The organism is Leptospira stimsonii, from assembly GCF_003545885.1.
Lineage (GTDB): Bacteria > Spirochaetota > Leptospiria > Leptospirales > Leptospiraceae > Leptospira > Leptospira stimsonii.
In genome coordinates, this window is record NZ_QHCT01000016.1 from 18989 (window position 1) to 32670 (window position 13682).

Here is a 13682-nt window from a genome sequence, read left to right on the forward strand (position 1 = left end):
AGCAATTATCGAGTTTTAGATTACATGCCTTGATTGTTTCAAGCTCTTCGCGAGGCATAGGGTGAGAAGGAGCCTCGGTTCTCACTGCATAAGTTTGCGATTGATTGGAAATTGAGTTGCAAGATAGCGCAATGACGTAAAGCGAAATACTAAAAAATGCACGAAATACCAAGATAGTATCCTCGAATGATTTCCGAATTGTCCAGAGAATGAATAGATAGTGCGATTTGACTCAAGATCTAAATTATATAAGGTCCTTCTAACGACGAAATCCTAACCTCAATAAAATAAAACACTGAAGTAAGATCGAAACCGATATCAGAGATAGCGTCAGATAAAATGCATTTGATTTCTCTTGTAGAATATGAATTTCATCACGAATTTGTTTTAAAGACTCGTTCATTTCTTTGAAAGGAGATATCACTTCTCCATTCTCGCCGACCTGAGAACCAAAAGGTGTAAATCGAGTTTTTAGAATTGGTGAAGAGTTTGCATGGTCAACGAGTCTCTTATCTTTCAATTCAATATATCTGGCACGGACCGAAGGGTTGTTCGGCCAGTTGGCAAAAGCTTTTTCATAATACACAAAGGCTGTTTTAAACTTTCGGTCTTTGTATTTTTGATCTGCTATTCGAATCCAGACTTCAGTTTGATAGAGTTGAATTGTAGCGTCATTTGGATCGAGTCGGATCCATTCATCTAAAAGAGATTGAGCTTCTGCGATTCGGTTTGAGTCAATATAATCTCGAATTTGTTGATAGCGGTTGTCTTCAGTTCCTTGAGCGGATATTCCTGAAAATCCAATCGAAAAGAAAAGAACCAAACTAAAGCTGAATTTCTTCATCGACTGAGTATCACCGCCTTATGACCGAATCGAGCAATCGGAAGAGTAATCGCTTCCGTTCTCCAAGGGGTCGTAGTAGGGTTTCCGAGATCCATAGAATACATTTTATCTAAAGGAACATTAGTCAAGCTCGCTCCACCAAACAAGAAAGCTCTTCTGAGTTCGTAAGATACTTCCATTGCAGGATAATAGAGTGTAGTTGGTAGGATTCCACCAGGAAGAAAGTTTGAGGTAGAGGCTAAACTGTAATCAAAGTTATTTGATGAGGTCACAGAGCCGGGTGGTTGGGCAATATCAGCCGTGCTTGATCCTCCTGCGATTAAGATTGCGGGTGGATCGGCTGGAAATGTATCGTTTGGATTGGGACGATAACAAGCTACCGCGGAACCATATCTGGTTTGATTGATGGAAGCTTCACCCAAGGTTGTGGTAGTGTTTCCAGCGGGAATATAGGCATCTGAAGTTTGGAAAGGTTGACCGTCTGTAGATCGTCTACCGCCAGAAAAGAAAATTGTATCTTGGATCGCACATCCAGGCATATCCACTCTTTGGAAGATTGGGCTGTTTGAAACAAATTTTGACCAAGTTCCGTTAGCTCCCAGAGTCGGCGTAAACTTGTAGACTGTATTTGTTAAAGTGCCAGTCGTCATATCTGCGGAAGTGGTTCCTGCGATGATGTAGATTTGGTTTCCAGCAGAGATAGCAATCCCTCCTTGGTGAGTGTCTGGCATTGGTGATAAGGTCTTCCATACGTTGTTATATGGATCGTATTCATCGACAGTGTTGACTGTTACAAAAGCCCCGCCGGATTTTACCAAGCCACCCATAACGTAGATTTTTCCTTGATGAGAGGTTATATTTGCGTAAGCTCTCGGAGTAGGAATATTTGTAATCGCAGGGAGCCATTGATTTGTAACCGGATCATACAAGTCTACTTGCGCTACGGGAGTAATTCCTGCTCCGATTCCTCCGAAAAGCCAGATCCCTCTTGTCTTTTGAGGTTGGTCACTGATCAAAGTTTGAAAGGTAAGCATCAAAGGATTGGGAGGAGATTGAAGATCTCCACAGAATGCAGAGTAAAAATAATTAGTCTGAGGTTCCAATCCGTTTACTACCACGATATGGTCTTTGGAATTCGTAATACTCGGCATCACTCCTTCGATACTTCCTTTTCCAAATGCTACTGCGGCAGTAGATTCAGCCTTACATTTAAAGATGAAGGTGGCACTGGTTGGTCCAGGAACTACCAGAGGGAATCCATCAAGTTTGTGCGTATCTAAGTTTGATCCATTAATCAGCGGAGAATTCCCGCAGTTAACGAAAGTGAGAAAAATAAAGAATAAGACAGTATATTTCATTCCATAATTCCAGATATTTTGTCCATACATTACATTAATATTTTATAATTAAAAGATCTGAAGTCTGACTTGGCGTTCCAACAAAAGTTTCGCCGTTCAAAGGTCCATTAGTGTAACCAGTTAAATAAGGATGGCCTAACTGATCAATTGTGATCGAATACGCATCAGAATGATAACCTTTTGTTCCGGAAATAGATGTCCAAATTTTATTTCCATTTAAATCATATTTTGAAAGAAACACATTGTGTTTTGAATTGCTTGGATCCGAATGAACTTGTTTGTCTAAATTTCCAGTAGTGTAACCTGTAATATAAAGATTTTGATTCTTATCAAAAACAATTCCTGTTCCTACTGCACTTTTGCTCGAAACTTCAAAAATTGATCCAGTAAACCCTAACTGTCGAGTCCAAATACGATTTCCATTGCTATCAAATTTGATTATTAGTAGGTCGCTTGTGTTGTTTCCTGATTCTACTTGATCGTCAATATTTCCATTAGTAGAACCGGTGATATAAATATTTCCGAAATTGTCTAAGGTCAAAGCATTAGACACTGTGTTTTTCCCAGGAATTCCAGTCTGTTTAGTCCAAAATTTGTTTCCGCTATTATCAAATTGAATTAGCAAAGAATCCGTTGCTGAAACTCCGTTCAATGTTGTCCCGGGGATAGAGAAGGTTAAATAAATCTTTCCATTAGAATTATCGTATGTAATTCCAGAAGGGGATGGGCCTGCATATAATTTAGTCCATTGCTTTACTCCGACCGAATTATACTTTACTATAAAATAGCCTGTTCCTCCTCCTCCTCCGAAAGTCTGTCCATCGAGCCCACTTGTAGAAGTTCCAGTAACAAAAATATTACCGGTAGAGTCGGATGCGACGCTTGTTGCACCTGCTTTTCCACCAGTCGCTATGCCTAACAATCTTGTCCAGAGTTTGTTTCCATTGGAGTCGAATTTTACAATGAACAAATTTCTATCCGCGAAATCAGGAGAACCATCAAAAGCTTCTCCATCTAATGCTCCATTTGTAGTTCCAGCAGAGTAAACATTTCCAGAAGAATCAGACGTAATAGCATAGGCCGTCGTTTGGTCGCCTACAACACCCATTAAGCGTGTCCATTGTTTAGAGCCGGAAGAGTTATATTTTGATACGAAAAGGTCATAAATTCCAGTGAGTAATTGCCCATCGAAATTACCAGAAGCTTGTCCAGTTACATAAACGTTATTGCTTGAGTCGGAGGTTATTGAATTTGATTGTAGTCCTCCACTTGAACTTGTCCCTAATAACCGAGTCCATTCGGCTTTTGGTCCGGGTGTCGTTATGCCAGAAAATAATTGAAGCAAGGAGAGTGTTGTTAGATCATCAATTCCTTTCTTCTCATGCTTACAGGTAAGAAAGGTTCCTGTTAAAATAAGAATTAAAAGCACATTCTTGAATATCCTTGGTCTGAAGTTCATCTTTTCTTTTCTCCCCTATTTAAATAAAAGATAAAGCAAATCATAATATCAACAAAGCACCCAATTCAACGCCTACATTACATACTTGACCATTGGATTCGAAAATACACGTCGAACGAATACCAGTTCGAAAAACAATGGATCTATATTGTAATCCCTGCCAACCAAACTCTAAATAAGTCGCAGGATTGGTTCCAGAAAATCTTTGGCTGTTTCCAGAGTACTGAACTGTAGAAGAGCCAATTCCTACGTTGGTATAAAAATCCCAAAGTAGGCTTTCTCCGATTCGAAACGATCGATTGAAATAGAAAAATTGATTTAAGAATGAGTAATGTGATGAGCCAGAGTTTGATTCTTGATATTCTAATCTGAGTCCGGGGCGAAATCTAAAGATTTCAAAGAATGCAGGTTCTAAATAAATACCAGTTCCAAATGTAGAAGGGTTAGACGCTCCGAGTGGAGCACCATTGGCGAGACCTGAAAGTGAAAATCCAAATTTATGATTCCAATTCTTTTCTCCAGAATTTAGATATTTTGGATTCAAATTCGGATTAGCAATTTCAGGCGCATCCGAAGAACGAATCTTATTTTTATCTAAATGAATGAAACCAAGATCGGTTTTGATCATAATTTCTTTTTCAGAATTTTCGGCTACGATCCCTTTGATAATACTTCCATCTTTTAGTTGAAAAGATGTGTAATGGTAGGAAGTATCAGATCCGTTTTTCGATAAATCTATTGAGACAATATCCTTTCTCGGTATTTCGTAACTCTTGTCTTTCCACTGGAACTTCACTCGAATGTCTGATTCCTCTTGAATCTTTCCGATGAAGGCAGAGCCATCTTTCATTACGATCTCAGCAGGAAATAGTGTGAATGAACTGAAGATTGTCAGAAATAAGAATACGAAAGGCTGTGGATGGGTTAAAGAATTACAAAATTTAAGCATTGTTTAGAGTTTTGAGAAGGAAGCTTGGCTCAGGGTTATTATTTCGGTTTCAATTTACAAAGAAATGTATCAATTCAAAGAAAACTGATTACTAAAAACAAAAATGCACCTAAGTATTTATAGTCAAGAGAATTTGAGTTACAGACATTGAATAAAGGTTTTAAATGATAAAATAGTATTTATTTGGAAACAAACGACAAATAAATGTGTCAAAAATTCATTGACTCGCATTGCCTTCAAAGGTCCATCTGTTATCTATCTGGAACTTTTATGGGAACGAACAAAGAGTATGAAATTCAATCTCCAAACTATTAATCGTAAATTCATCGTTAGATGCGCTCTTATCCTTTTAGTAGTTATTACATGCACTGCCGCAATCCCATTCTTACAAATGTTTTCACTAAGCGGGCCAAGTGCTGAAACGGGGATTCCACAACCACTACCGGAGGTAATAGTCGATTCCTTCGGAGCAGCTAACGCTTCCGTTCCGATTCAAGTTCCGAAAGGTACAAAAGGGATTACCCCATCTTTAGAACTTCAATATAGTTCCTTACAGAATGATGGGCTTGTAGGAGGGGGTTGGGATCTTTCAGGAATCTTAACAATTTCTCTAGATCCGTCGGAAGGAATTCACAACGATACAAACGATTCTTATGTTAGCTTCGCTGGGAAGCTAGTGAAAACTTCTCCAGGTATTTATCATACGAAGATAGAATCATTTTTTCAATTTAAGAAACTCGCAGATGCTTGGGTCGTTCAAGATCGCAACGGTGTAACTTACTATTTTGGAGAGGATGCTTCTACAGAAAATCCAAATTCAAACGCAACGATTCGAAACGTAAGTGGAAATTCTCGGATCTGGGCTCTCAATAGAGTAAGAGATCTGAATGGAAATGGATATATAATTAAGTATCAACCCTATAGTTCAACGAATGGAACTCCCATTCCGGATCGAATCGAATACAATCAAGGAAATACAGTGATTGTATTTGGAATTGAAGACAGAACGGACGCCATTGAAACCAATTTTCTAAATATTCAAGCGAAGTTAACGAAGCGTATTCATTCTATTTCCGTTAATCAAAAGCAAGATGACGGCAGCACTGTTGAGTCGGAAAAATATACCCTCAATTATAGCAATAGTTTATTTGATAAAAAGGATAGGCTTGCCGGTTTGGATCGTAAGAATTTTGGACCGGTCTCTTTTAATTACAATAACAGCTTACCTATCGGGTCCAGTTCCACGTCGAAATCGTCGCCATCTTCTATCAATATGAGTTATCGTTTTGAAAATACTGCCATAAAATCAGACTGCGATTTTACGGCTTTGGTCTGTGCTTGTTCTGCGAATCCCGCTTGCATGGCATTGTCCGGTGGATTTGCGGGTCTTGTTTGCGTTGGTTACGTTAATACTTTTGGAGATATGTGTTCGAATGGAATCGTCGGATCACAAACTTTTCTTGCTAACTTTCCAGGTAGTAAAGCTCCTGAACCTGTTTGGATTTCAGGAATTAAAAGTCAAAATCAACTAATGAGATATGATAGTTCTAACCCGGGTTCTCAAATCCCAGTTGCAACTAAAAAATTTAACCTCACTGAGAAATCAAAAGTTTTGCAAGGAGATATTGATGGTGATTTGATTACAGACTTCATAGTATTAAGTGATAATGCTGTTTTAGCAAATGTCAAACTGTCTCTAACACAAACAGACTTTAATGAAATCTCAATTCCAGTAATCTTGAACTCAAATCCTAACTCTTATCAAGGATTAGTTGATTTGACTGCAGACGGTAGAACTGAGTTCATTCAGACTGATGCTTCGAATAATTTTTTAATCTACGTAGCTTCGGGTGGAACATTGAATACGAATCCGATAACACTTAACATTCCAGGGATCGGATCTTCTTTTCGTCAGTTCGTCGATATGGATTCAGATGGAATTGCAGACTATGTAAGAATGACTGATAATCCGGATGGAAGCAAGAATTTGAATATTTCATTTCTGAGCTACAATAATGGAACGATTTCCGTCAGATCGAATACTTCCAGCTATATTGGAGTTTCGGGAACGGAGGGCGATCGTTTTCTCGCGGATTCAAATGGAGACGGATATTTAGATCTGATCACTTTCTCCAATGATACTCTATTCGTATATTTATCCGATGGACATAGTGTAAGATCTCCTTTAAGTTTTCCAGTAAGTTATGGAACACCATATAGAGAAGTCGCCAATGGTGGAGCGAATAGTAAACGTTACTCAATGCGAGATGTGAATTGGGACGGGATTACAGATCGGATTTCTTTGACTTCCGACGGTTTCCAAATCGATCTTTTTAATCCAATTACAGGTTCCTTTGATTCGACGTTTCAAGTTTCCAATAATGGTGCCATTGTTACACAATTCGATGTGAATTGGGATGGAAATACAGATTCTATTTCGTTCTTTACCTTCTTTTTTAATGGAACCGGGTTTCATGTTAAGAATGGAACAGACGATAGCAATACGGACGTAGTTTTCGATTATAATGAAACGATCCCTGTTCCTGTGAATCCTGCTCTTTATGCCGCAGATCGAGACGCGATGTATAGTAATTTCGTGAATACCAAAGCATTAGCAGATGTTGACGGAGACGGGAAAGCAGACTTCATTCGATATTCAAGCGGTACAATATATGTTTCTTATTCTCGAAGTAAGAACAATAGTCTATTTTACTCCAATGGTGGAGACTCAAGTTTTCCGGCTTCATCTTTCTCGATTGCTGTGGATACAAATCAGGATGGACGGGCCGATTTTATAGGCTTTCGTGCCGGTATCAGAGATTTGGTAGTCCCGACATTATTTAACAATTTTGCTTCGTTTGAAAAGAATACAACAGCTCACGACCATGCGGTAAATATCGATTATATCGAACCTGCCTTCTCCAATCAAATTTCGCAAGGCCTCTTAACAGATATATTAGGAACCCAAGAGAAAGGAATTCAAATCAGCTACGCGAATACATATGATCCATCGAATCCAAGTGTAATCAATGCGATTAACTTTAATTCTATTGGGGCATTTCTGAAACCAAATTTGAATCCTTACTCTGTGGCAACGAATGTTTATTCACAAGTAGCTAATGGATATGGTGAATCTGAATCTTATATCTATGAAAATGGAAGAGTCTATATCCAAGATCAAGACAATCGCGCCTTAATGGGATTCGCAAAAATTACAACGGCAAATAGCCAGACCGGTGAAAAATCGATTTCTTATTATCAAGGAACGGATCCGAATTTTGCGAGCTTAGAAACGAAACGAGACGAATATCTAAATAATAATTTGATGTCGACTACAACATCTACATTTACTTCAGTTGCAAGTCCTTTTGGAACCTTGAGTATCCGTAAAGCCCAAGATCTAAATATTCAGTATCAAAATGGTACTCTTCTGACTACTTCTCAAACTGATTATACATATGATATTTATGAAAACATCCTTACAAAAGTAGCACAGTTTGATTCGGATACATCTTTAACCCTCAGAGAGGATACGATTTACAATTCATCGCTTACAGATTGGGTGTTGTCGGAAGTTGTTCAAAAGAAAAAGTCGAAAGGGGGAAGAGTTGCTTCTCAGGTGGAAATTACCTACTCGAATCATTTGCCGACCGACATCAAAACTTTGATTATTGCAGGGACAACTAAATATGCAGTTCAATCCATCCTTTCTTATGATAGTTTTGGGAATCCAACTTCAATTCGAGAAGCCAATGGAAATATTAATTTAATTGAATATGATCTAATTACTCATAACTATGCAACTCGTCTCACAAATTCTTTGGGAATGGGAGTTCAAAAAACCTATGATTATGTGTTTGGTCATGAATTGACGAACACTGATCCGAATGGAAATCGATCTGAGAAGCTGTATGATTTTTACGGACGATTGATCGGAACCAAATTTCCCGGCGAAACCGATTGGTCTGAAGTTGTAGAATATATTCAGACTGGAAACCCAACGGGCGAAAAAGTGAAAAAAACGAATAGTGATCCGAATTCCGGTGATTCTTGGGCCCAAGAAACTCATGACCCTTATGGAAGAGTGATCAAAACGGAAGCTCTTGCGGCGGACGCAGTTGTCCTCATGGAAGATACAACTTATTATTCAAACGGACTCCTTAAAACTAAAACAGAACCCTATATCGGAACCTCTCCTTTTCTTACGGCAACGTATATTTATGATACCGAGAACAAAACTATTTCGATCTCCGATACCTCAGGTAAAAAGGCTGATTTATCATATTCAGGATTTACTACGAATTCAGTGACGACCGTAAATTCAAATCCGATTTCTACGGTTTCTATAAGCAAGAATGCACTTGGTGAAATTCTTTCTAAGACAGAAAATGGAAAGACGATTCAATATACATACGATGAAAATTCTAAAACCACACAAGTCAGAGATCCAGAAGGGAAGAACGTAAATTTCACCTACGACTTATTGGGTCATAAATTGTCGCAAACGACTGTGAACACTGGAAATACTACGTTCCAATTCTCTACTTCTGGGAAGGTAATAGAACAAAGAAATGCCAATGGTTCTTATTTAACCTATCAATATGATATTTTAGATCGATTGATCCGAGTGACCGGAAATCATTCCAATGGTTCAACCCAAAATATCCAATTAATTTATGATGAATCCGGTGTTACAAACGGAGTCGGTAAGATTACTTCTATCATCGACTCGATTGGAAAGACTGATTTTCAATATGACGCAAGAGGAAATCAGACTAAGATTCGAAAATACTTGAATCAAGAAGACTTAACTTTGATTTTTCTAAAAGACTATGATTTAGGAAATCGAATTACTACTTTAACATATCCTGACGGAACCGTGATTCACAACCAATACACTCCTGCCGGTTATTTAACTTCCATTACCATGGACTCTTCCGATGGGACCAGTTCCGGGCATTCGGTAGTCAACTATGTGGGCCCACTTGCGGAAGGAAGTAAGTTTAAACTTCAGAGAACCGTAGGAAATGGGGTTCAGACCAATATCTATTTTGATCCAATTAATCAAAGACCGACTGAGATCATTACCGGCCTGGATGCAGATGTTTACGAAAGTTTAAAATACGATTACGATTTATCCGGAAATATTACGAAGATTGATGATTTGAGAAATCCTGGAAGGACTCAGAATTTCCAATATGATCAATTCAACCGAATCACAAATGCCACCGGAAAATATGGTTCCGAGGATTATCAATACTCCGATGGTGGAAACTTAATTAAGAAAGGCGCAAGTAATTATTCCTACGGTGGAAGTAATTTGCACGCCGTAACACAAATTACATCTTCACAAGGAACAAAAATTTATTCGTACGACAACTCTGGACTTATGACGAATCGGGACGGAGATACCCTAGAATACGATCCGATGGGCAAACTCCAGAGAATTCTTTCTAAAGACGGCGATATTCTAACTTATGACTATGATTATAGAGGTGTAAGAGTTCGCAAAAGCAAACAATCAGATGGAACCAGCGTCGTAAATATCGATGGTGCGTACGAAGTTAGTTTTAGACCTGGATTTTCGCCTTTACATACACTTTACATAAAGGGGTTGAGCGGAGATTTAGTCTCCCAGTTGACCTTAGATAGCGTAAGCCTGTTGACGAATTCTCAGTTTGAGGCGGAAGAAAAATTCACCTTTGCAAGTTCGATACTAAATCCTAAAAATTCTTTTTGCAAAGGGATCGCAAAAGATTGCGGAGATTATTATAAGAATAAGAGCTATGATCTTTATCTTTCCGGGATCGAATCTATATTCGCGATCAAGAATGGGAGAATTGGAAACCAATTTCGCCTAATAATGATATCTCTCTTCGGTATTTGTTTATTGGGATTTATCGGTTACCTTGCGTTTAAAACGAAGTCACTTCAAATGTTTGAATTGGCGAGAATAGGGGTCACTCCGATTCTTCTCTTGAGTGTTTTTATGGGATTCAATTTTTATTCCTGCGGTCTCTTACCGGGAACTGGTAGTAAAAATGGAGATCCCCCTTGGGTTGTTTTCCCTTCCATCATTCCTTCTGATACTCCTTCCGTATCCAATCCCGGAAATGGCGCAGGAGGTGGTTCAATTGGAGGAACTCCAGTTCCAGGAATGATTTTCTTTCATCCAAATCATCTCGGATCTATTTCAATGGCTACTAATGGCGCGGGAAAACCTTTGTCAGGCGGTTCAGCAACTGGAACAAGTTTTGTATCTTACAAACCGTATGGTGGAATATTAAGAACGGACTCTTACGGTCCTGATGTTTTTAGAAACAAATATTCAGGTCAGGAAGAGGATAAAGAAACTGGATTATTGTATTACAAATCCAGATATTATGATCCTGAGATGGCGAGATTTTTACAGGCAGACTCGGTTGTTAATGGAGAAGTTCTTTCAGGAAGTAATCTATACATGTATGTAGATGGAAATCCGATGAGCTATCGAGATCCAAGTGGACAAATTGGAATCATTGCTGCATTTAATAGTTGGTTACGAGCGATCGGACACGCTGCTAATGGAACGTTGGCTGCGATAGGGAAATCTGTGAGCGGAATTGGGCGACAAATCATGTCCAATATTTCTAATGGGACCCGAGAAAATTTAAAACGCTGGTCGATTACTGCGAAAAATATTGGTCGTGCAGCGGACCATTTTGCAAGATTTATTGGAAGACAAGCGGATTCCGTTGTAAGGCGACGACTTCATGATATTGATCATGGATTTAGACAAGGTATGAGATACAATGATCATTATTGGAGAAATCGATTAAGGGGATACGACCATCAATTTCGAAGAATTGCAAGTGGTATAGACGGTGCCGTTCGCGAAATTATGACGGGCGGGAAATATTCTCGAAATCATGGAACGAGAATGTGGAGTTTAGATCATAGTATTGGCGGAAAATTCCTCGGTCATGCTTGGCAGGATATATTAGCCTGGGACTGGGGAAAAATAGTAGCCGGCATTCTGATTGTTGCAGCTATTATATTTCTTCCTGAAGTCATTGCATTTGCTATTACTTTAATTGGTGAAGGCATTGTTGGTTCTATCATTGCCTCATTGATTTTCACTGCGGCAAAATTAATTATAGAAGGAATTACTGGTGAGGAAGCTGAAGATGGGCGACCGTATAATACGAATTAACCATAATAAATATGCAATCAGTGTATTCTCTATATTACTTTTTCCTTTCTTACTCGGGTGTTTGCAATTTAAACAAACGCTCAAGCAAGAAAGTGGAAAACAACAGCAAATTTTAAATTTTTCTCAAGAAAAATATTGTTTTGAATTTAATTCAGAACAAATAAATGGAAAACAAATTGAGCACAATGTTGATCGTTACCAATTTGCAATAGAAAAGAGATATTATTCCTATCGTCAAAGCATTGAAGGGGGACTCATTGAAAAGGTTGGCATAAAAAAGTGCGAAATTGGAAGTTTATCCAGATCAAAAATCAAAATTTCTTTTAATTGGAATACGGATCCCGACTGTGTTAGAAGACAAAGTCCGGAAGAGTTTAAGGGATGCCAGATTTGGAATTTTTTAGCAGGATCAACTCTCGGCATCATTCCATTCTGGGGTTCTACAACGAGTGAAATTTCCTTTAGAATTTACGAATCAAATTTGGAAAAAGCTCAATACATTTATAAACCAAGTGTTTACATTGTGTTTTCGATTTTACTTTTACCAGTTACATGGGTTAATCTAATTCGATCTGTACCTGAAGATACCTTTGAACAAACTATTGAACTTTTCCTTGCTGACTCCGGGTTAAGTCAAAAATAATATTGATTTTGATAATTCAGAGACTATCCTTCTTTATAATATTCGTTTCATTCAAAATTGCATTCTGATTGTTATTGGAGTGATCTTTTTCACTGAAATAATCGTTGCTGCAGTTGCTTTGGTAGCAGAAGGAGCAGTAAACGCCAGTTTAGTTTTTACTGCCGCTAAGCTCATTATTGAAGGAATAACGGGTGAAGAGGTTGACGATGGTAGACCATATATCACTGATTAGATAGATGAAAAGGAGAAGTTTTTTACTTTTAGTCAACTTTGCTCTCTTTGGATGTCTTCAATTTCCAAATGTTCCGACTCGCCCGGTGCAAATTGAAAGAGTGACACCAAATTTCGATCAGAATGATATTTGCTACGAGTTTGGATCACAAACAATGAATGGACGAACCCTTGAGGAGAATTTGAAAAAATTCGGTGGTAAGGCGCATGTTGATTTTCTAAATGAAATAAAGACTGAGATACAAAAATATTTAGTTGAGAATTCGCGAGTAAATCACTGCCAAATTGAATTGAAAACAATAGTAAAAATTCTTATTTCATTGAATATTAATTCTTATGCGGATTGCTCGATAAAACAAAATGCAGACAATCTGAATGGTTGCGAAATTTGGTTTTTTTTTTCTGGACTGACACTAGGTGTAATTCCATTTTGGGGGACATCTACAAGTGAAATTCGATTTGAAGTAATCGATACTAAAAATCAGGTTTTCTCATATCCTTATCGACCAAGCATTTTTGCGATAACGCATATTCTCTTACTTCCTCTATCGTGGATAAATTTACTCCGTGGAATGCCTGCGGCTCCCTTTAAGCAATCGGTAGAATTATTTTTATTTGATTCGGGACTTAAGGAAAAAGAGAAGTAATATACTTATATTTTATTTTTAAACGAGTTACCAAAATCAGACTAACGTTCAAGAAGCTATGACGGTTGGAAAGTATTCTTGAAACCTAGGCATTTTTTGGCAAACTTACTAGCTATAAATTGGCTTTGTAGAAAAAGTTGGATACATTGGGTACCCTATTTCAGTGAAAGCCGTCTTCGAAATATTGGGTCCTGTGTTTGCAATTCTTGGTGCAATTGCTCTTATCGCTACAATTGAATTAATGGAATTAACCGGAGCGATAAGTCCTCCGTCGGGAGGTATGTTTGGTCCGGGAGTTTAGCCATGTTAAATTAAAAATTCTGAAAGTATTGCTTTTACTCTCTATAACTTTCATCCTG

7 protein-coding genes are annotated in these 13682 nt (G+C 38.2%); 3 read left to right on the top strand and 4 right to left on the bottom strand.

Features of this window, described 5'->3' with window-relative positions; genetic code table 11:
• Positions 1-259: 259 nt before the first annotated feature.
• Genes DLM75_RS23585 through DLM75_RS23600 form a run of 4 tightly spaced genes read right to left on the bottom strand, consistent with a single transcriptional unit; the run spans position 260 to position 4610 of the window.
• Complete coding sequence (locus DLM75_RS23585; protein ID WP_118970964.1) at positions 260-844, bottom strand: tetratricopeptide repeat protein; 585 nt, start codon at positions 842-844, stop codon at positions 260-262.
• A complete protein-coding gene (locus DLM75_RS23590; protein ID WP_118970965.1) occupies positions 841-2202 on the bottom strand; it encodes a Kelch repeat-containing protein in 1362 nt (453 codons plus the stop codon). Before DLM75_RS23590 ends, DLM75_RS23585 begins: the two co-directional genes overlap by 4 nt.
• Before the next feature lie 34 nt (positions 2203-2236).
• Positions 2237-3661 (bottom strand): SBBP repeat-containing protein, encoded by a 1425-nt coding sequence (locus DLM75_RS23595; RefSeq protein WP_118970966.1) that lies wholly within the window; start codon positions 3659-3661, stop codon positions 2237-2239.
• Positions 3662-3701: 40 nt separating this feature from the next.
• Positions 3702-4610, bottom strand: coding sequence for an LA_3334 family protein (locus DLM75_RS23600; protein WP_118970967.1), 909 nt, complete (start codon positions 4608-4610; stop codon positions 3702-3704).
• 289 nt (positions 4611-4899) lie between these two features.
• On the opposite strand from DLM75_RS23600, the gene DLM75_RS23605 reads away from it, so the two are divergent.
• The 3 genes from DLM75_RS23605 (at position 4900) to DLM75_RS23615 (ending at position 13323) form a co-directional block, all read left to right on the top strand.
• Positions 4900-11802: an RHS repeat-associated core domain-containing protein gene (locus tag DLM75_RS23605; protein ID WP_118970970.1), complete on the top strand. Its 6903-nt coding sequence runs from the start codon at positions 4900-4902 to the stop codon at positions 11800-11802.
• Positions 11777-12445, top strand: a complete 669-nt coding sequence (locus DLM75_RS23610; protein ID WP_241548032.1) for a hypothetical protein — start codon at positions 11777-11779, stop codon at positions 12443-12445. The genes DLM75_RS23605 and DLM75_RS23610 overlap by 26 nt, the downstream gene beginning before the upstream one ends.
• Before the next feature lie 236 nt (positions 12446-12681).
• Positions 12682-13323, top strand: a complete 642-nt coding sequence (locus tag DLM75_RS23615) for a hypothetical protein (protein WP_118970968.1) — start codon at positions 12682-12684, stop codon at positions 13321-13323.
• Positions 13324-13682 lie beyond the last annotated feature (359 nt).